Consider the following 19,049-nt stretch of genomic DNA (forward strand, 5'->3'; position numbering starts at 1 on the left):
GATCATGCGTCAGTGCGGGACGATTTGCCACGCGCGATCATTCGCTTCATAACAAAAAGAAAAGCCGCCCGAGAGGTAGTCTGTATGAAGGAACCGCCCGCCTCGGGCCAGCTGGCCCAGGAACGCGAACTGCTGCAATCGGCCCCGGCAGCGGGCGGCGCACCCCAGAAACTATCGACCGCAACGAAACTCGCTTATGGTTTCGGGTCGGTCGCCTATGGCGTCAAGGACGGCGGGCTCAAATATTTCCTGCTCTTGTTCTACGCACAGGTCATCGGCGTCGATGCGAGGCTGGTCAGCCTGGCGATATTGATCGCGCTCATTTCCGACGCGTTCAGCGACCCGATCGTCGGTTACTGGTCGGACAATTTCCGGTCCCGATGGGGCCGACGTCATCCCTTCATGTACATCGCCGCGGTTCCCATATCGGTCAGCTATTACTTTATCTGGAACCCGCCGACAGGTTGGAGCGAAAACGCTTTGTTCTGGTACATCGTGGTCCTCGCGATCATCATCCGGACTTTCATCACCTTCTTTGAAACGCCCAATACGGCGCTCACACCTGAACTCACACAGGATTATGACGAGCGCAGTTCGCTGCTCGGATTCCGTTACTATTTCGGCTGGACCGGCGGCAATGCGATGACGGTCATCAACTTCGCGATGATCTTTCCGGCCTTCGCCACACTCGCGATACCCAACGGCCAGTTCAATCCCGAGGCCTATTCGCTCTACGGCATGATCGCGGCGGGCGTCATCTTCACGGCCATCATGATATCCGCCATCGGCACCCATTCCCGAATTCCCCATCTCCAAGCCCCGCCGCCAAAACGCGAATTGACGCTCGGTCGCATATTTCGCGAGATTTTCGAAACGCTGTCGAGCCGGTCCTTTCTCGCGCTTTTCATTGCTGCGCTTCTCGCCTTCACGGCAAGTGGCCTCGCCGCCGGCCTCGTATTCTACTTCGGTACCTATTTCTGGGGTTTCAGTCCCGAGCAGCTCGGCATGATCACATTGGGCGTATTTCTTTCGGCTATCATCGGTTCGACACTGGCGCCGATCGTCACCCGCAAAATCGGCAAGAAGCGTGGCGCGATCATCATAGGTCTCATCGCCTTTCTGGGTGCGCCCATGCCGATTTTCCTGCGGCTGATCGGTGTGCTGCCAGGCAATGAATCGCCGTTCATCTTCTGGTTCTACCTGGTAGCCAACACGATCGATGTCGGCCTGATCATCTGCTATCAGATCCTCGCCGCCTCGATGATCGCCGACCTTGTGGAGCAGGCCGAAGTGAAAACCGGGCGGCGGTCCGAAGGCCTGTTTTTCGCGGCCTCCACCTTCATGCGCAAATGGGGCGAAGGTCTTGGCATCGTCGTAGCGGGCTTCGTCATCACCGGGGTCGGCCTCGCGACGGGCGCGGTGCAGGGCGAAGTGCCCGAAGACACCCTGTGGTATCTCGGCGCCGTCTATGTTCCGACGATCCTTGCGCTCTGGATGGCGATGATCGGCTTTATCAGCTTTTACAGCCTCGACCGGAGCGGACATGAGGACAATCTTCGCGAGCTCGCCAGACGGCGCGGCGCCCCGGCAGACTGACGGATATTTCCGATGACGGCCCCTGAGATCCCCGACCGCATCGAACTGATGGGTGCTCCCGGATCGCCCTATACGCGCAAGATGATCGCCTATCTGCGCTATCGGCGTATTCCGTATTCGCTGCACTTGGGTGGCGTTCGTGGCGCTCCGGAAGGCTACCCCGAACCGAAGGTCAGATTGCTGCCGACTTTCTATTTTCGCGGGGTCGATGGCGAGATCGAGGCGATGGTGGATTCCACGCCGATCATCCGGCGGCTCGAGGCCGAATTTGACGGCCGCTCGGCCATTCCCTCCGATCCGGTGCTCGCCTTTCTCAACCATCTGATCGAGGATTATGGCGATGAATGGCTGACCAAGGCGATGTTTCATTATCGCTGGGCGCATGCCGCGGACGCCAAGAATGCAGCCCCGCTTCTCGTCTACTGGTCGCATCCGACGATGCCGAAGGACGAGGCCGACAAGATGGCGGACATGTTTTCCAGTCGGCAGATCGACCGGCTATACGTGGTGGGCTCGAACGAAACGACCGCCAAAACGATCGAGGCCAGCTATCAACGACTGTTGAACATCTTGGACACGCTGATTGAAGAGCAGGGTTTTGTTCTCGGGGCCCGCCCCTCTTCGGCCGATTTTGCGATCTATGGCCAGCTCACCCAGCTAGCGGTCGTCGAACCCACTTCGGGTACGTTCGTCAATACGCATCACCCGCGTGTCCGCGCTTGGATCGATCGCCTCGAGGATTTGTCGGGACTCGAACCGGAACCGGGCCATTGGCTGGATCCCGATGCTGCAATCCTGCCGCTCAAGCCGCTTCTGACCGAAATCGGGCGTGTTTACACACCGTTCCTACTGGCCAACGCCGCGGCCGTCATGGCCGGTGAGGAGGATGTCGAGACCGAAATCGACGGCCGCACTTGGTCGCAACCGGCTTTCCCCTATCAGGCCAAGTGCCTGCACTGGATACGCGAGGCCTTTGGCGGCCTGTCGGCGGACGACAAGGCACGGGTCCAGGCTGTGCTGGACGGCACCGGGTGCGAACCGCTGCTCGGTTAGGGCGCGCTAGAGCGACAGAATGAAGCCGTCGCGCGGGCTGGCCTTGCCGGAAAGCAGTGTCGCATAAGTCTCGCCGACAGCGTCCCCGCCCTCGCGGCGGATCACATCGACCCAGCCTTTCGCATCGCCGATAAAACCGGCCCAGGCCTTGCCGACTTCGGCCGCAAAGCCGTCCGGTCCCAATTCGTCGGTCATCGCCACGACATGATCGGGCGCGAAAAACAGGATCGGCGCCGGGCCGGCGATATCGTCCGCGAGGCCGCGGGCGTCCCAATGGGTTGCACCGACAAGACAGCTATATTTGAGATTGCCGGCGAAATGATTGTGGATCGCGGAAAGGGTTTGGCCGTTGCCAGCGAAATCCACGACGACCGACGGCGTGGCCGCATCGAGATCGCCGACGGCGTCGTAAGCGACCACCCGGTCATACAAACCCAGACCCTCGACAAATTCGACATTGCCCGCGCTGGTCAGCCCGATCCTCTCGATCTCCGGGCTGCGCGCCTTGGCGACCTGTGCCAGCGCCATGCCGGTTTTCGAGGAAGCACTTGTCATCAGGAGCGACTTCGCGCCGAAATAGTCCTGGCGTCGCGTGAATGCCTCGATGAGGAAAGAGGTCATGAACAACGGCTCGAACAGCGCCCGATATTCTTCGAGATCCGGGTTATGCGCGGGATCGGCGGCGAGACGGCGATAGTTGTTGTAAACCCGGTTCATCGGCTGGCGATGGGCCGCCATGTCGAGAAAGGCGCCGTCGGTGACCTTGCCGGGCTGGACGACCAGATGCGAGGACATCGGCAGATAGCCGTAGACGCGCTCGCCTTCTGCGATATCGGGGTTGCGCGACGCGGCGACGGTCGCGAAACCCCAGACCGGAATGCGGCCCCAGCCCCCTTCCGTCGGGAAGAAATTCCAATAGGCCATCTGTTCGCCGACCACTGCATAGGTGATGTTGTTCGCCGTCAGCGCGAATTTCTCGATCTCGAGCAGAATCTCCCCTTCGACGAGCTCGCCAAGATCGGTTTCGGCGAGCCGCGTTTGATTGAGGTCAGACTTGCTGACGAGAAAATCCGTCGAAATGGTCATCGATCATCCTTTTCTAGAATCCTGGGGTTCAATCGCCGAGCGCTGCGATCTCCCAAAGCGCATTGCAATCAATAATCCGGATCTTCCCCTGATCCAGCTCGATCAGTCCGGAATCGGCCCAGGCCGACAGCTGGCGATTGATGTTTTCGCGACTGATTCCGACGAAATTGCCGAGTTCGCTCTGGCTGACATCGATCTTCAGCTTCTGGCTCACCGCTTCCTCATCGGTCAGCCGCTGCAGATAACGAGCAAGCCGGGGCCCGGCGGAAAAAGCCCTGTCGCTTTCGACCGTCAGGTTCATCTGGCGCAGCCGCCTCGCCATTTCCTGCAGCATCCGCAGCGCCACAGTCGGATTGTTCGCGATGAAATCCTCGCATTCGGATCGCGACAGCCGCATGACGCTGCCGTCCTCGACCATCGTCACCGTTGCGGTCCGCTCGCCACCGTCAAGCAGTGCAATCTCGCCGATCACCGTCCCCGGCTCGAGATAATCGAGCACGATTTCCCGGCCATTGGCAGACACCATGTTCACCCGCGCGGTGCCGGTTACGAGAATGATTGCCGAATCGCCAGGATCACCTTGGTGGATCAGTGTTTCCCGCTTCGGCGCGAACTCGACCTTCGATCGCGAAAGAAGGTCATTGAGCTGGTCGGTATCGCACGCAGCGAGCAGCGATCCTTCCGGCAAAATCCGGAGCAGGTCTTGCGCGTTCATGCTTTCGACAGCCATTCAACCCTCCCCTTGAAAAGGCGTGTGGCCGGTATGCCGTATTGCCGCGCTTTAGACCAGACGCGACTGTCTGACCGCCGCCTCGATAAAGCTGGCGAACAGCGGGTGCGGGTCGAACGGACGGGACTTGAGCTCCGGGTGGAACTGGACGCCGACGAACCATTCATGATCGGGACGTTCGACGATTTCCGGCAGTTCGCCGTCGGGCGACATGCCGGAGAAGATCAGCCCGCCCTTTTCGAGCGGTTCGACATAAGCCGTATTGACCTCATAGCGATGCCGATGGCGTTCGCTGATACAGTCCGCGCCATCATAGATGGCCGACACGTGACTGTTGCCATCGAGCTTTGCGTCGTACGCACCCAGCCGCATCGTGCCGCCGAGATCGCCGCCTTCTTCACGCTTTTGCAGCCCTTCTTCGGACATCCATTCGGATATCAGGCCAACGACCGGCTCGGGCGTGTCGCCAAATTCGGTCGAGGAGGCACTTTCGACGCCCGCGAGGTTTCGCGCGCCTTCGATGCAAGCCATCTGCATGCCGAAACAGATGCCGAAATACGGCACGTTGCGTTCCCGCGCGAAACGGACCGAGGAAATCTTGCCCTCGGCGCCGCGTTCGCCGAACGCGCCAGGCACGAGGATTCCGTGCAGCGGCTCGAGCTGGGCGGCGATATCGCTGTCTTCCTCTTCGAACAGTTCGGCATCGATCCAGCGGATATTGACCTTCACGCGGTTGGCGATCCCGCCATGGACGAGCGCTTCGTTGAGCGATTTATAGGCGTCCTGCAGGCCGACATATTTGCCGACCACGCCGATCGTGACCTCGCCTTCGGGATTCTGCAGCCGGTCGTTGATATCGACCCATTTGGAGAGTTCCGGCTCGGGCGCGTCTTCGATGCCAAAGGCGCGCAAAACCTCATCGTCGAGCCCGGCCTCGTGATAGGTGAGCGGCACAGCATAGATGCTCGGCGCATCGAGCGCCGGGATGACCGCGCTTTTGCGGACATTGCAAAAGGCAGCGATCTTCGCGCGCTCGCTGTCCGGCAGCGGCTGTTCGCAGCGACACACCAGCACTTCGGGCTGAATACCCAGCGAAGTCAGTTCGCGCACACTGTGCTGGGTCGGCTTGGTCTTCAGTTCGCCGGCCGCCGCGATAAACGGAACGAGGGTCGTATGGATCGACACCGACTGACCACGACCGAGTTCATTTCTGAGCTGCCGAATCGCCTCCATGAACGGCAGGCTCTCTATATCGCCCACAGTGCCGCCAATCTCGCAAATCACGAAATCGAGATCGCCGAGATCGGCCTTCGCGAAATCCTTGATTGCGTCGGTGACGTGGGGGATCACCTGAACGGTGGCGCCCAGATAGTCGCCGCGCCGTTCCTTGGTGATGATCGTCTGATAGATGCGGCCCGAGGTCACATTGTCGGACTGACGCGCCGAAACGCCGGTAAAGCGTTCATAATGGCCGAGATCGAGATCCGTCTCGGCGCCGTCGTCCGTCACATAGACTTCGCCGTGCTGATAGGGCGACATGGTTCCCGGATCGACGTTCAGATAGGGATCGAACTTGCGTATGCGAACCTTGTAGCCGCGCGCCTGCAGCAACGCTGCGAGGCTTGCCGCCATGAGACCCTTGCCGAGCGAGGAAACCACGCCGCCGGTGACAAAAATGAACCGCGCCATGGGAGGAAAGGCTTACGCAGGGTTGGCGGTAAAGCGCAAGACGACGAATCCGACTTTCGCGATTTTTTGTGAGTAAGCGGTGGGTAAGCGAGCGCTTTGACGATTATTCGGCCGGCGTGTCTTCCTCGTCCGTTCCGCTGCTCTCGGCCTGGCCGGCAATCGTGCTCAATATGTCGCTGTCGACCGGTTCGGACGCCGGCGCATCGCCGCCAAGCGGGGCGATCGGGGTAACCGGCTCGGCCTGACGCGTCAGGCTGGTATCGATGCTCGTGTCGGACTGGCGCGTGGTAGCAAGGCCGGCCAGCAGGATGCTCAGGCCGACGAAAGCGACCGCAGTCACCGCGGTTGCACGCGTCAGAAAGTCCGCCTGTCCGCGCGCCGTCATCAGTCCCGACGACGATCCGCCGACACCGAGCCCACCGCCTTCGGAGCGCTGCATGAGAATCAGCGTAACAAGCAGGGCGGCGATAACGGCCTGAACGACAAGCAGGAAGGTGAACATCGATACTCTCTATCTGATCGGGTCGGCCGATGATCGGCCCCGTTGCCGCGCGAAATAGGCGTTTCCGCGCCAAGGTTCAAGCGAGGGCTGCGCCGGCCTCGACGATAGGTATGAATTTGTCGGCGCTGAGGCTCGCGCCGCCGACCAGCCCGCCATCCACATTGTCGACGGCCAACAGGTCGGCCGCGTTGTCACCGTTCATCGAGCCGCCATAGAGAATGCGTACATTTTCCGCCTCATCGCCGATCATTTCCGTCAGCTTCGCGCGGATTGCGGCGTGCATCGCGGCCACGTCCTCCAGGGTAGGAACGCGGCCCGTCCCGATCGCCCAGACCGGCTCATAGGCGATCACCAGCCAGTCGGCGGTCGCGCCGGACGGTACAGAACCCGCCACCTGAGACGTTACCACGACCTCGGCGTCACCTGCATCGCGCTCTACTTCGGTCTCACCAACGCAGACGATCGCCGTCAGCCCGTGCCGGTGCGCGGCTTCCGCCTTGCCGCGGACGTCCGCGTCGGTTTCGCCCTGATCGGCGCGGCGTTCGCTGTGGCCGACGATCACATGATGCGCGCCGGCCTCCTTCAGCATCGCCGCCGACAGACATCCGGTATGCGCGCCCTTGTCCGCGCCGTGGCAATCCTGCGCACCGATCGCGAGCCCCGGCACACGCGCAACGGCGGGAGCAATCAGCGTCGCCGGCGGGCAGATCGCCACGTCGACCTGCGGATGGGCTTTGGCCGCCTTGTCGATCCCGTGCAACTCGCGAAGATGATCGAGATGACCGTTCATTTTCCAGTTGCCCGCAATCAGTTTGCGTCGCGCCATGATGTCCTGCTTCCCCTGTTGATGTCAGGCGGGCCTGATAGCCGCCCGACCGGCGTCTGCCAATCGCGCGACAATGCTTGAAGCGGTGCGAGCACATCCGTAAAGCACGGAGCGAATAGCCCCTCTTCACGCAAAGTTGTAGAAACCATGATCACCTTTTTCCGCAGACTGTTTTCGTCGAAACTCGGCCTGCTGTTCGCAATGGCTTTCGTCGCCCTGATCGGTCTGGCCTTCGCACTGGCCGATGTCAGCGCGCCGGGCGGCGGTTTTCTGGGCGGCGGCGGGACTACCGTGGCCTCGGTCGACGGCACCGAAGTCGACGACGAACGCATGTTCCAGCTGATGACGCGGGCGCTGCAGAATGCGCGCGAGGAACAGCCGGGCCTCGACATGACGGCGCTGATCGAAGGTGGCGGGCTCGACCAGGCGATCGATCAATACATGCAGGGCGAGGCGCTGAGCGCCTTTGCCAGCGACAACGGCCTGTTAATCAGCAAAAGACTCATCGACGCGGCGATCGCTGAGGTACCGGCCTTTCAGGGACTGACCGGAAATTTCGACGAAGCGTCGTTTCGCCAGGTTCTCGCCCAGCAGGGCCTGACCGAGGACGAGGTCCGGGCAGATCTCACGCGACAGACTCTGGTCGGCCTGCTGCTCGGCCCGGTGACCGCCGGAGCCCAGGTTCCGGAGGCCATTGCGCGTCCCTATGCCGGACTGCTGCTCGAAGAACGCAGCGGTCAGGTCGCGGCGATTCCGTCAAGCGCGATGCCGCAGGGCAGTCCTCCGACCGCGGAACAACTCGACAGCTTCTACCAGGAGAATATCCGGCGCTACACGCTGCCCGAGCGGCGGTCCGTGCGCTACGCGGTCTTCACGCTCGACCAGCTCAACGTACCGGCGCCGACCGATGAGCAGATTCGCGAATATTACGAGGCCAACAGCGATACCTATGGCGGCAGCCAGACACGCACTTTCCAGCAGATCATTCTCGCCGACGAGGCCGACGCCGAGGCTTTTTACGCGGCGGTGAACGGTGGAGCCGATTTCGGCGAGCAGGCGGCCCAGCGCGGCTTTTCGATCCCGTCGACCCAGATAAGCGGCGCGACGCCCGAAAGCTTCGAGCGCACGACGTCCGAGCGGATCGCGGCAGCCGCTTTCGCCGCCGACGAGGGGACGTTGCTCGAGCCGATGCGGTCCGGCCTCGGCTGGCATGTCATCCGCGTCGCCGATATCGTCAACCGCAACGCGACGCCGCTGGGCAGCGTCCGCCCCGAAATCGTGCAAACGCTGCGCGAGCAGGCGGGCAATGAAGCGCTCGCGCAATTCTATCTCGATATCGAAAACGCCATCGAGGACGGCGCCTCGTTCGAGGAAGTCGTCGACGACAAGGGACTCACGATCGTTTCGACGCCGCTTCTGGCGCCCAACGGCCTCGCCCCGCAGCAGCCCGATTATCGGCCTTCCGCGGATCTCCCGCCTATCCTGGAACTCGCTTTCACGCTCGACGACGACGAGGACCCGGTGCTCGTGCCGGTCATCGAGAACCAGCGCTATGCGATGGTCGACGTGACCGAGATTGCACGCACCGCGCCGCAGCCGCTCGACTCGATCCGGCAATTCGTGACCCGTGACTATATGTTTGACCGCGCCGCCCGCCGGGCCCGCGCCATCGCCACCGAGATCGCCGCCAAGGTGAATGACGGGATGGCGTTGTCCGAAGCGATAGCGGAGGCCGATGTCCCGCTGCCGCCGCCGCAGCCGGCGCGCGCCACACGCCAGGCGATCTCGCAGGCCGGCGCCAACGTGCCGGAGCCGGTCCGGCTCATGTTCCGGATGGCGGCCAACACCGCGAAGCTCGTCCGCCTGCCGCAGGATCAGGGCTGGTATGTCGTCGTACTCGACGCCATCGAAAGCGATCCCGACGATGTGACGCCGGATCTCGTCCAGGCGACGCGTCGCGAATTCGCGAACGTGACAGCGAACGAATATGCCGAGCAGTTCGTCAACGCGGTACTGGGCGACTATCCGATCGAGCGGAACGAGGAAGCTGTCGAAGCGCTGTCGGAACGGCTGACGACCGGCCGCCGGAACTGATGGACGCGCGCGCCGACGCGATAGCGGCGCTCGAAGCCGGCCGGCCTGCGCTGATCTGGCGGCAGCAGCTGGCCGATCTCGATACCCCGATCGGCGCCGCACTCAAGCTGATCGAGCCGGGCCGTGGCGATTTCATCCTCGAGTCCGTGGAGGGTGGCAATGTGCGCGGCCGCTATACCTATATCGGACTTGCGCCCGATCTCGTCTTCCGCGCCGAGGGCGCGAAAGCGGCAATCAACCGGAACTGGCTGACCGATCGCGACGCCTTTGCCGAAACCGATGGCGACAGCGTTACGGCGCTCCGCTCGCTCGTCGAAGAATGCCGGATGGATGTGCCGGACGGGCTGCCCGACTCCCTGGCCTGTCTCGTCGGCTATTTCGGCTATGAGACGATCGGCCTGATCGAGCAGCTGTCGCGCCCGGCCGAAAACCCGCTCGCCCTGCCCGACATGCTGTTCGTCCGGCCGACACTCATACTCATTTTCGACCGGCTCGAGGACCGGCTGCACCTCGTTGCGCCGATCTGGTCGCCCGGGGAGGAAACTGCGAACAAGTCTGTGGACAAGGCTGTGGAGCGGATCGAGACGGCGGCCGCCCGACTGAACGCGCCCTATCTGCCGCGTCATAGAAAAGTCGAGCAGTTGCCGGAAGTTGCACCGCAAGCCGAGCTGGATCCGGCCGAATATCGGCGCATGGTCGAAACCGCGAAGGAATATATCGCCGCCGGCGACATATTCCAGGTGGTGCTGGCGCAGCGCTTCACTCAACCGTTTCCGTTGCCGCCCGTCGATCTCTATCGCGCGCTACGCCGGATCAACCCCTCCCCGTTTCTCTATTATCTCGATCTCCCGGGCTTCGCGCTGATCGGCTCAAGCCCCGAAATCCTGGTGCGCGCGCGCGACGGCGAGGTCACGATCCGGCCGATCGCGGGAACGCGCCCGCGGGGCAAGACGGCGAGCGAGGATGCCGCCAATCGCGAAAGCCTGCTCGCCGACCCCAAGGAACGCGCCGAGCATCTGATGCTGCTCGATCTGGGGCGCAACGATGTGGGCCACGTCGCCAAGGCGGGAACGGTCACGGTGACCGACAGCTATGGCGTCGAATTCTACAGCCATGTCATGCACATCGTCTCGAACGTGACCGGAGAACTGGCCGACGATCACGACGCGATCGACGCTCTGTTCGCAGGCTTTCCGGCGGGCACGGTATCGGGCGCCCCCAAGGTCCGCGCCTGCGAGATCATCGCCGAGCTCGAGCCCGAGACGCGCGGCGCCTATGCCGGCGGCGTCGGCTATTTCTCGCCCGATGGCGGCATGGACAGCTGCATCGTGCTCCGGACGGCGGTCGTGAAGGACGGGGTCATGCATATCCAGGCCGGCGCCGGCATCGTCGCCGACAGCGACCCCGATTACGAGCAGCGGGAGTGCGAGGCCAAGGCCGGCGCGCTGTTCGCTGCGGCCAAGGAAGCGGTGGAGCGGGCCGACGAGCCGGGGTTCGGTCAGTAGTAACTAGGGCAACAGCTCACCCGATCAACGCGCACCCTCACGGAATTGGCATGCTGTCTTGAACGAATTGCGCAACCTATCGTCGCAATGCAGGTTGGTTTTCAGGGCATCACATTGTCGCTCACAAAAGCCATTACATCCCGCTCGTACTGTTGAAGCACGCCATCGCCCGCGCCTTGATAGGCCGTAAAGGAACCGGCGCTGCCCCTATCAACGGTCACTTGGCGGAGCGGGCCTTCAAACAACAAGTGACCGGCATTCTCGTAGAAAATGAACTCGGTCGGTCGCCCACTTTCCTGAAGCGATTCCACCCAGGCAGCTATCGATATCGGCGAATTCGGATAGGTTCTGGTCCATACGTAATCGGTCTCGGATCGGCCGGCCCAGTTGTCCATTGCACCGAACGGGATGATGGTTGGGATGGAGAGATCGCCAAGTGCGAATCCGGTGACCGCGGGGGCTTCGGAGATGATTCCCCTGATCCGGTCATTGTTGAGCTCGGTCCCGGCATACAGCACGACCCGGCCGCCATTCGAGCCGCCATACAGGAAAATGTTGCGGTTATCCCAGCGATCATCATCCGCCGCATACCCGACCGCCCCCCTGAAGACGCCCCAGATCATGTTCTGCTTACCGCCGTTCGTCACCCTGCGGGTAACGAAATTCCAGTCGGCAAACCCGTTCATCTCATAGGAATCGAACGATATGGTGGCGAACCCGTTTCGGCGGAACATCTCGACCCGGGCGCGGTCATCCTCCCGATATCCAGCACCGCCATGCGCATATACTATCACGGGAACCCTGCCCCCTTCGTCGGGGATCCAGATTTCAACCGAAGGATGCTCCGGATCGAATTCGGCAAACGGCCCGGTTAGGGAAAAGAAGCCTCTTGAACCGACTGCTCTGAGTTCCGGGATAATTCCCGAGACTTCCGGCCGAACGTCCTGACCCCGCCTCGGTTCTTGAGGCTCGGCGGCTGGCACGCTTGAAGCGACGCTAATCCCTGCGCCGGTGAGTATCGATACAATGAACAACATCGCGTAGACATTTCGCATTCCGATACTCCTTACGCCTGTCGATCCGCCCATCAACGATCCGCCAATCGTCGAAACATCCAGATTTGCGAATCTCCCGCGTGATCTATCCGATCACGTGAATCACCGCCAAATTACCTCAAAAGTTTCGGCCCATATTCCTCGAGTTTCCGCCGGATCGCCCCCGCAAATGGCCCAAGCAGCGCCGGCAGCTCGAAGGTCGCGATCACGGCGTCTTCGGTCACGTCGAGGCGGCAGGCCAGTCTTTGGCCCAGCGCCTCGATCGTAAAGAAAGCGGTGTCCTGCTCCCAGCGCTTTTCGGTCACCGCGCCGCCGGGGATGGCATCGGCAAAGCCGTCCATTCCCTCGGCGATCCGGCGGCGCGCTTCCTCGCGCCCCAGCTGATGGGGAATATTGGCGGTTATAGTCTCGCTCACCGCCCTTGCTCCTCTACCAGATCTTCACGCGCTGTTCGGGCGGGATGTACATCGCGTTGTCCGGGCCGACATCGAACGCCTCGTACCAGGCGTCGATATTGGGAACGACGCCGTTGGTGCGATATTCGGCCGGGCTGTGCGGATCGGTCAGCAGCCGTTCGCGCAACGCATTCTCCCGGATCAGGCCGCGCCAGACCTGCGCCCAGCTGAGGAAGAAGCGCTGATCGCCGGTCAGTCCGTCGATCACCGGCGGCTCGCCATGTTCGGCGACGTACCGGCGATAGGCCGAATAGGCCATTTCGAGCCCGCCGAGATCGCCGATATTCTCGCCCATGGTCAGCGCGCCGTTGACGTTAACGCCCTCGATCGGTTCGAACGCGCCATATTGCGTGCCGAGCCGGCCCGAGCGTTCCTCGAACGCCGCAGCGGTTTCTTCGCTCCACCAGTCGCGGATGCGGCCAGTACCGTCGAACTGACGGCCCTGATCGTCGAACCCGTGACCGATCTCGTGGCCGATCACGCCGCCGATCGCGCCGTAATTGACGGCGGGATCGGCATTCGGATCGAAGAAAGGCGGCTGCAGGATCGCCGCCGGGAAGGTGATCTGATTGAGCAGCGGATTGTAATAGGCGTTCACCGTTTGCGGGTTCATCGCCCAGAGCGAACGGTCGACCGGATGCGGCAGCCGTTCGAGATCGAGATCGAAATCGAACTGCTGCGCCCGGATCACATTGCCGAGCAGATCGTCGCGGCGCACTTCGAGGCCCGAATAGTCGATCCAGTTTTCCGGATGGCCGATGCGCGGCTCGAACGCGGCGAGCTTGGACAATGCCTCGGCGCGCGTCGGCTCGTCCATCCAGTCGCTATTCTCGATCCGCTCCTGCAGCGCGGCGCGCAGATTGACGATCAATTCGTCCATCTGGCGCTGGCTTTCGGCCGGATAATGACGATCAACATACACCTGCCCGATCGCTTCGCCGATATGGTTGTTGACGAGTGCAACGCCGCGTTTCCAGCGTTCGCGCTGCTCGGGCGTATCGCGCAGCGTCCGGCCGAAGAAATTGAAGCGGGCCTCGTCGAAATCCTCCGGGAGATAGGGCGCATAGTCGCTGATGAAGTGGAAGGTCAGATATTCCTTCCAGGTATCGAGCGGCACGCTGTCGATCAGCTCGCCGGCGGCGGTAATCGCCGTCGTCTCGGCGGCGACCACGGTGTCGATGCTGGCGAAGCCCATCCCGTCGAGCCAGTTCGGCCAGTCGAACTGCGGCGCCAGTTCGGCCAGCTGCTCGCGGTTCATCGGATTATAGATTTGCTGGATATCACGCTGGCGAGCGGGCTCCCACTGGCTCTCGGCGAGCTGCGTTTCGAGGGCGATGATGCGGTCGGCCCGGCCTTCGCCGTCTGGAAGCCCGGCCAGTTCGTGCAGCTGGATGATGTAATCGCGATAGGCGGCGCGGAACGCGTCATATTCCTCACCCTCCTCGAGATAATAGTCGCGATTTGGCATGCCGAGACCGTCTTGCCCCGCGGCGGCAATATACCGTGTTGGATTGGCTGGATCGGGCAAGGTACCAACGCCGACAGGCGACGCGTAACCGACCGAGCCGAACACTTCGAGCAATCCGGCGCGATCCTCAATCGCATCGATACGCGCCATATAGGGTTCGAGCGGCGCCGTACCGCGCGCTTCGATGGCGTCCTCGTCCATCCAGGCGCCGTAGAAATCGCCGACCATCTGACCGGTCGGGCCTGCGGCTTCGGGATTGGCCGCTAGGTCGTTGAGAATGGCGTGAACCTGCTGTTCGGCGCGCTCGCGCAGGATATCGAATGAGCCGTAGCGCGAGCGATCGCCCGGCATTTCGGTTTCTTCCATCCAGGTGCCGCCGGCATGTTGATAGAAGTCGTCGCCCGGATCGACGTCGAGATTGCGCGCCTCGAGATCGATGCCCCAAGGGCCGATCTCCGCAGAACCGGCGGTAGAAGCAGCGACCTCGGCCGCTTCTTCATGATGTTCGGCAAGCGCCGGCTGGGCAGCGGTGATAGCCAACAGCGAGGCGGCAGCGAGAACGAGAGAACGAGACAGCATCGGGGACTCCTGGACAAGAATGGATCGACGGCGCGCATCGGCGCTGAATGATGTGCATTACTAAACTAAAACAGTTCGTACCTGCAAGCGGCTTGGGTGGTCTGCGCGCAATCGCGCTTGGCGGCGAGCCGCGGAGCCGATAGGCAGGTGCGCATGATCCTCGTCATCGACAATTATGACAGCTTTACATGGAACCTCGTCCATTATCTGCGCGAACTGGGCGCGGAGATCGATGTCGTCCGCAATGACGCGATTTCCGCCGGACAGGCTATTTCATCGGGCGCATCGGCCTTCCTGATCTCACCGGGGCCCTGCACGCCCAACGAGGCCGGCATCAGTCTCGATCTGGTCGCGGCCTGCGCCGATGCGGAGAAGCCACTGCTTGGAGTATGTCTGGGCCATCAATCCATCGGCCAGCATTTTGGCGGACGGGTGATCCAGGGCGGCCTCATGCACGGCAAGACATCGCCGGTCGAGCATGACGGAACCGGGGTGTTCGCCCATCTCCCTTCACCTTTCACGGCCACCCGCTATCACTCGCTGATCGTGCCCGAGGAAGGACTGCCGGAAAGCTTGATTATCAACGCGCGCGGCCCGGACGGCACGGTGATGGGCTTCCACCACGCCGAGCTGCCGATCCACGGCGTCCAGTTCCACCCCGAAAGCATCGCCACCGAGCATGGCCATGCGTTGCTCGCCAATTTCATGCGGCTGTCCGGGATGGACGTCCGCGAGCCCGCCTGAACCGCGGGCCAAACAATTCTTTCTGGCCTTTGCCGCTGCCGCATGCTTTGACGCGCGGCCTATGACCCAATTGCCCGATCCCTCCTCGCCGCTCGACGAAGCGACCGCCTATCAGGCCTTTGCCGACATGCTCGACGGCAAGCCGAGCGAAGAGGATATCGAACATTTCCTGACCGTGATGACCGAACGCGACGAGACGGCAGTGGAGATCGCCGCCGCGGCCTCGGCGATGCGCGAGCGGCTGATCGCGATCGAAGCGCCCGAGGGCGCGATAGACGTCTGCGGCACGGGCGGAGACGGACAGCATACGCTGAACGTTTCGACGGCGGTGTCGATCGTCGTCGCATCGCTGGGCGTGCCGGTAGCCAAACACGGCAATCGCGCCGCCTCGAGCAAGGCGGGCGCGTCCGACACGCTCGAGGCTTTGGGCCTCGATCTCGATCATGCGGGCGAGATCGCCGAGCGCAGCCTTGCCGATCTCGGCATCTGTTTCCTCCACGCCGCCAATCATCATCCGGCGATGAAGCGGATCACGCCGATCCGGAAGCGCATCGGCAAGCGTACGATCTTCAACCTGATGGGGCCGATCTCCAACCCGGCCGGCGTCAAGCGGCAGCTCATCGGCATCGCCCGTCCGGATTATGTGCCGGTGTACGCCGAGGCACTGAAGCAGCTCGGCGCCGAAGCCGCTATGGTCGTTTCGGGCGAGGAAGGTCTCGACGAACTGTCGATATCGGGTCCGAGCCGGATCGGCAGCTTCGGCAATGTCGATGTTGGCGAAAGTGTCGCGCCCGGCGATGCCGGGCTGGAGAGCTTTCCGATCGACGCCATTCGCGGCGGCGATCCGCATTTCAACGCGACCGCGCTCACGCGTTTGTTCGAAGGCGAAACGGGCGGCTATCGCAACGCCGTGGTGCTGAACGCGGCGGGCGCATTGATCGTGGCGGGAAAGGCCGGCGGCTGGGAAAATGGCGCGTCGCAGGCGGCCGGGGCAATTGACGACGGCCGCGCGAAGGATCTGCTCAACCGCTGGATCGACTATCGGTGAAGGTCTGGCGGTGAAGGTCTGGCGGTGAAGGATTGGCGGTGAAGGATTGGCGATGAGCGACAAGCTCGCGGAAATCTGCGCGGCAAAGCGCAAGGAAGTGGCCCGGCGCAAGGCTGCGACCACGCTCGCCATGCTGGAAGAGCGCGCGAACGCTCAGGAAGCGCCACGCGGCTTCCTCGACGCGCTCAAGGCAAAGACCGAAAAGGGCTATGCGCTGATCGCGGAGATCAAGAAGGCGAGCCCGTCCAAGGGCCTGATCCGCGAGGATTTCGACCCGCCGGCGCATGCAAAGGCCTATGAAGCGGGCGGCGCGGCCTGCCTCTCCGTGTTGACCGACAAGCCCTATTTCCAGGGATCCGACGACTATCTTGTCGCTGCCCGGAACGCCTGCGCCCTCCCCGTCCTGCGCAAGGATTTCATGGTCGATCCATGGCAGGTCGCCGAGGCGCGCGCGCTCGGCGCCGATGCGATCCTCATCATCGTTGCCGCGCTCGACGACGACGAAATCGCCAATATCGAGGCGGCCGCCATCGACCATCGCATGGACGTGCTGGTCGAGGTCCATGACGAGGCCGAACTCGATCGTGCGCTCGCCCTCAAATCGCCGCTGATCGGCATCAACAATCGCAATCTCAAGACCTTTGAAACCGATCTCACTGTCACCGAACGGCTCGCTGCGCGCGTGCCCGAAACGCATTTTCTCGTTTCGGAGAGTGGCATCGCGACCAAGGCGGATTGCGACCGGCTGGCCGGAAGCGGCGTACGCGCCTTCCTTGTCGGAGAATCGCTGATGCGGCAGGCCGATGTCGAAAGCGCCACGCGCATGCTATTGACCGGCCATGGCTGAGCTTACCCATATCGACGAAAGCGGCGCCGCGCGCATGGTCGATGTCTCCGACAAGGCGGAGACCATGCGGGAGGCGACCGCGACGGGAAGAATCACGATGTCGCGCGAAGCAGCCACCGCAATCCGCGAGGGCAATGTTAAAAAGGGCGATGTGCTCGGCGCCGCGCGGATCGCGGGCATCATGGCGGCGAAAAGGACCAGCGACCTGATCCCGCTCTGCCACCCGCTGCCGCTGACCGGCGTGACGCTTGACCTCGAACCGGACGATAGTGGAGTCACCGTCACCGCCACGGTGCGCACGTCCAACAAAACCGGGGTCGAGATGGAAGCGCTGACCGCCGTCTCGATCGCGCTGCTCACCGTCTACGACATGGCCAAGGCGCTCGATCGCGGCATGGCGATCGGCGAGATTCGCCTGCTCGCCAAATCCGGAGGGCGGTCGGGCGACTGGACCGCCGGATGAATGTCTGTTTCACCACCGGCACCCCGAACTTGATCCGGGATCCAGAGCCAAGGGCGACACCGTCTGCCGCCCTGGATTCCGGATCAAGTCCGGAATGAGGGAGAAGCAAGAGATGCCCGGCTTGCTGCCGGTCGAGCAAGCGCAAGAGCGGCTCCTCGCCCTGGCTTCGCCCGTAGAGCCCGAAACGCTTCCGATTGAAGAGGCGGCCGGTCGCTGGCTTGCGGAAGACGTCGCCGCGCGGCGCACCCAGCCGGCAGCCGACCTCTCGGCCATGGACGGTTATGCGATCCGTTTTGCCGAATGCCCGGGCCCATGGACGGTGGTCGGCGAGAGCGCGGCCGGATCGCCGCTCGAACGGTACGTCGAACCGGGAGAGGCCGCGCGCATCTTCACCGGCGCGCCCATGCCTGAAGGCGCCGACACGGTCATGGTGCAGGAAGAAGCCGCGCGCGATGGCGATACGCTGCGGATGGATGGTAAAGGGCCGTCCGGCGTCGGCGGCAATGTCCGGCGCAAGGGACGCGATTTTGCAGAAAGGGACGTCCTGCTCGCCGCTGGAACGAAGCTCACGCCGCCCGCGCTCGCGCTGGCGATCGCCGGCGGGCATGGCGCTCTGCCCGTGGGCCGCGCCATCCGTGTGGCGCTGATCTCCACCGGCGACGAGTTGGTGCCGCCAGGTCAGCCGACCGATACCGCGCAGCTGCCGGCATCCAACGGCCCGATGCTGGCCGCGCAGCTGGACGGTCTACCGGTCAAAATCGACGATATCGGCATCGTGCCCGACACGCGCGAAGCGCTGGCCAAGGCGCTCGACGCGGCGTCCGATGCCGATATCATCGTCACGATCGGCGGCGCATCGGTCGGCGACCACGATCTTGTTCGCCCCGCATTGCGAGCGGCAGGCGCCGATATCGATTTCTGGCGAATTGCGATGAAGCCCGGCAAGCCGCTGATGGGCGGCCGGCTCGGCGAGGCAATCGTGCTCGGCCTGCCCGGCAATCCGGCGTCGGCCTTCGTCACGGCCAAACTCTTCCTCGAACCGCTGATCGCGCATCTCTCCGGCGCTGGCGATCCCCTGTCCCGGTTCCGACCGGCGCCGCTCGCCGCGGATCTGCCTGCGATCGGCAAACGCGCCGAATATCTGCGCGGCCGCTGGCGCGACGGCGCCGTCGAAGCGCTTACGCAGCAAAGCAGCGCGTCGCTCGCCGCGCTGGCGGAAGCCGAGCTGCTGATCCACCGCCCGGCCGGAAGCGCGGCAGCCCGCGCCGGAGACACGGTCGATATCCTGCCCCTCGCTTGACAGCGAATC

At 63.0% G+C, this 19,049-nt stretch carries 17 protein-coding genes; 9 read left to right on the forward strand and 8 right to left on the reverse strand.

Features of this window, described 5'->3' with window-relative positions:
• The first annotated feature begins 84 nt into the window (after positions 1–84).
• Both HFP57_RS04415 and HFP57_RS04420 read left to right on the forward strand, forming a co-directional pair.
• On the forward strand, positions 85–1,596 hold the full coding sequence (locus HFP57_RS04415; protein ID WP_176868657.1) for an MFS transporter: 1,512 nt from the start codon (positions 85–87) through the stop codon (positions 1,594–1,596).
• A 12-nt stretch (positions 1,597–1,608) separates the two neighbouring features.
• Positions 1,609–2,649 (forward strand): glutathione S-transferase family protein, encoded by a 1,041-nt coding sequence (locus HFP57_RS04420; protein WP_176868658.1) that lies wholly within the window; start codon positions 1,609–1,611, stop codon positions 2,647–2,649.
• A gap of 6 nt (positions 2,650–2,655) precedes the next feature.
• Here HFP57_RS04420 and HFP57_RS04425 read toward each other — a convergent pair whose 3' ends face one another.
• The 5 genes from HFP57_RS04425 to tpiA form a co-directional block, all read right to left on the reverse strand.
• The gene (locus HFP57_RS04425) at positions 2,656–3,735 is read right to left on the reverse strand and encodes a DUF2855 family protein (RefSeq protein ID WP_176868659.1); all 1,080 of its coding nucleotides are present in this window, start codon (positions 3,733–3,735) and stop codon (positions 2,656–2,658) included.
• Between the two features lie 28 nt (positions 3,736–3,763).
• Entirely contained in the window at positions 3,764–4,465 is a 702-nt protein-coding gene (locus HFP57_RS04430) for a Crp/Fnr family transcriptional regulator (protein ID WP_246263361.1), read from the reverse strand.
• Positions 4,466–4,516: 51 nt separating this feature from the next.
• Positions 4,517–6,154, reverse strand: coding sequence for a CTP synthase (pyrG, locus tag HFP57_RS04435; protein ID WP_176868660.1), 1,638 nt, complete (start codon positions 6,152–6,154; stop codon positions 4,517–4,519).
• Positions 6,155–6,257: 103 nt separating this feature from the next.
• Positions 6,258–6,656 (reverse strand): preprotein translocase subunit SecG, encoded by a 399-nt coding sequence (gene secG / locus HFP57_RS04440; RefSeq protein ID WP_176868661.1) that lies wholly within the window; start codon positions 6,654–6,656, stop codon positions 6,258–6,260.
• 76 nt (positions 6,657–6,732) lie between these two features.
• The gene (gene tpiA / locus HFP57_RS04445; protein WP_176868662.1) at positions 6,733–7,482 is read right to left on the reverse strand and encodes a triose-phosphate isomerase; all 750 of its coding nucleotides are present in this window, start codon (positions 7,480–7,482) and stop codon (positions 6,733–6,735) included.
• A gap of 147 nt (positions 7,483–7,629) precedes the next feature.
• Here tpiA and HFP57_RS04450 point away from each other — a divergent pair, with 147 nt between their 5' ends.
• Together HFP57_RS04450 and trpE are read left to right on the forward strand one after the other, a co-directional pair.
• Positions 7,630–9,576, forward strand: coding sequence for a peptidylprolyl isomerase (locus HFP57_RS04450; RefSeq protein WP_176868663.1), 1,947 nt, complete (start codon positions 7,630–7,632; stop codon positions 9,574–9,576).
• Entirely contained in the window at positions 9,576–11,081 is a 1,506-nt protein-coding gene (gene trpE / locus HFP57_RS04455) for an anthranilate synthase component I (protein ID WP_176868664.1), read from the forward strand. Before HFP57_RS04450 ends, trpE begins: the two co-directional genes overlap by 1 nt.
• A gap of 101 nt (positions 11,082–11,182) precedes the next feature.
• On the opposite strand, the gene HFP57_RS04460 is transcribed toward trpE, so the two are convergent.
• The 3 genes from HFP57_RS04460 to HFP57_RS04470 all read right to left on the reverse strand — a co-directional run bounded on the left by HFP57_RS04460 (position 11,183) and on the right by HFP57_RS04470 (position 14,638).
• The gene (locus tag HFP57_RS04460; RefSeq protein WP_176868665.1) at positions 11,183–12,136 is read right to left on the reverse strand and encodes an alpha/beta hydrolase family protein; all 954 of its coding nucleotides are present in this window, start codon (positions 12,134–12,136) and stop codon (positions 11,183–11,185) included.
• 113 nt (positions 12,137–12,249) lie between these two features.
• Positions 12,250–12,552 (reverse strand): polyhydroxyalkanoic acid system family protein, encoded by a 303-nt coding sequence (locus HFP57_RS04465; protein ID WP_176868666.1) that lies wholly within the window; start codon positions 12,550–12,552, stop codon positions 12,250–12,252.
• A 13-nt stretch (positions 12,553–12,565) separates the two neighbouring features.
• Positions 12,566–14,638: a M13 family metallopeptidase gene (locus tag HFP57_RS04470; RefSeq protein ID WP_176868667.1), complete on the reverse strand. Its 2,073-nt coding sequence runs from the start codon at positions 14,636–14,638 to the stop codon at positions 12,566–12,568.
• 153 nt (positions 14,639–14,791) lie between these two features.
• Here HFP57_RS04470 and HFP57_RS04475 point away from each other — a divergent pair, with 153 nt between their 5' ends.
• The 5 genes from HFP57_RS04475 to HFP57_RS04495 all read left to right on the forward strand — a co-directional run bounded on the left by HFP57_RS04475 (position 14,792) and on the right by HFP57_RS04495 (position 19,040).
• A complete protein-coding gene (locus tag HFP57_RS04475) occupies positions 14,792–15,382 on the forward strand; it encodes an anthranilate synthase component II (RefSeq protein ID WP_176868668.1) in 591 nt (196 codons plus the stop codon).
• Between the two features lie 61 nt (positions 15,383–15,443).
• The gene (trpD, locus tag HFP57_RS04480; protein WP_176868669.1) at positions 15,444–16,430 is read left to right on the forward strand and encodes an anthranilate phosphoribosyltransferase; all 987 of its coding nucleotides are present in this window, start codon (positions 15,444–15,446) and stop codon (positions 16,428–16,430) included.
• Between the two features lie 52 nt (positions 16,431–16,482).
• Complete coding sequence (gene trpC / locus HFP57_RS04485; protein ID WP_176868670.1) at positions 16,483–17,277, forward strand: indole-3-glycerol phosphate synthase TrpC; 795 nt, start codon at positions 16,483–16,485, stop codon at positions 17,275–17,277.
• Positions 17,270–17,740 (forward strand): cyclic pyranopterin monophosphate synthase MoaC, encoded by a 471-nt coding sequence (gene moaC, locus HFP57_RS04490; protein ID WP_176868671.1) that lies wholly within the window; start codon positions 17,270–17,272, stop codon positions 17,738–17,740. Before trpC ends, moaC begins: the two co-directional genes overlap by 8 nt.
• Before the next feature lie 112 nt (positions 17,741–17,852).
• Positions 17,853–19,040: a molybdopterin molybdotransferase MoeA gene (locus tag HFP57_RS04495; protein WP_176868672.1), complete on the forward strand. Its 1,188-nt coding sequence runs from the start codon at positions 17,853–17,855 to the stop codon at positions 19,038–19,040.
• The last annotated feature ends 9 nt before the right edge of the window (positions 19,041–19,049 follow it).

It is taken from the genome of Parasphingopyxis algicola (assembly GCF_013378075.1).
Taxonomy (GTDB): Bacteria; Pseudomonadota; Alphaproteobacteria; order Sphingomonadales; family Sphingomonadaceae; genus Parasphingopyxis; species Parasphingopyxis algicola.

Bases quoted from the DNA above. Each gene is read 5' to 3' on its own strand.
- HFP57_RS04425 (WP_176868659.1), bottom strand. From the start codon at position 3,735: ATGACCATTTCGACGGATTTTCTCGTCAGCAAGTCTGACCTCAATCAA.
- HFP57_RS04430 (WP_246263361.1), bottom strand. From the start codon at position 4,465: ATGGCTGTCGAAAGCATGAACGCGCAAGACCTGCTCCGGATTTTGCCG.
- HFP57_RS04475 (WP_176868668.1), top strand. From the start codon at position 14,792: ATGATCCTCGTCATCGACAATTATGACAGCTTTACATGGAACCTCGTC.
- HFP57_RS04470 (WP_176868667.1), bottom strand. From the start codon at position 14,638: ATGCTGTCTCGTTCTCTCGTTCTCGCTGCCGCCTCGCTGTTGGCTATC.
- trpC (WP_176868670.1), top strand. From the start codon at position 16,483: ATGAGCGACAAGCTCGCGGAAATCTGCGCGGCAAAGCGCAAGGAAGTG.
- moaC (WP_176868671.1), top strand. From the start codon at position 17,270: ATGGCTGAGCTTACCCATATCGACGAAAGCGGCGCCGCGCGCATGGTC.
- pyrG (WP_176868660.1), bottom strand. From the start codon at position 6,154: ATGGCGCGGTTCATTTTTGTCACCGGCGGCGTGGTTTCCTCGCTCGGC.
- HFP57_RS04450 (WP_176868663.1), top strand. From the start codon at position 7,630: ATGATCACCTTTTTCCGCAGACTGTTTTCGTCGAAACTCGGCCTGCTG.
- secG (WP_176868661.1), bottom strand. From the start codon at position 6,656: ATGTTCACCTTCCTGCTTGTCGTTCAGGCCGTTATCGCCGCCCTGCTT.
- tpiA (WP_176868662.1), bottom strand. From the start codon at position 7,482: ATGGCGCGACGCAAACTGATTGCGGGCAACTGGAAAATGAACGGTCAT.
- HFP57_RS04420 (WP_176868658.1), top strand. From the start codon at position 1,609: ATGACGGCCCCTGAGATCCCCGACCGCATCGAACTGATGGGTGCTCCC.
- HFP57_RS04460 (WP_176868665.1), bottom strand. From the start codon at position 12,136: ATGCGAAATGTCTACGCGATGTTGTTCATTGTATCGATACTCACCGGC.
- HFP57_RS04495 (WP_176868672.1), top strand. From the start codon at position 17,853: ATGCCCGGCTTGCTGCCGGTCGAGCAAGCGCAAGAGCGGCTCCTCGCC.
- trpD (WP_176868669.1), top strand. From the start codon at position 15,444: ATGACCCAATTGCCCGATCCCTCCTCGCCGCTCGACGAAGCGACCGCC.
- HFP57_RS04415 (WP_176868657.1), top strand. From the start codon at position 85: ATGAAGGAACCGCCCGCCTCGGGCCAGCTGGCCCAGGAACGCGAACTG.
- trpE (WP_176868664.1), top strand. From the start codon at position 9,576: ATGGACGCGCGCGCCGACGCGATAGCGGCGCTCGAAGCCGGCCGGCCT.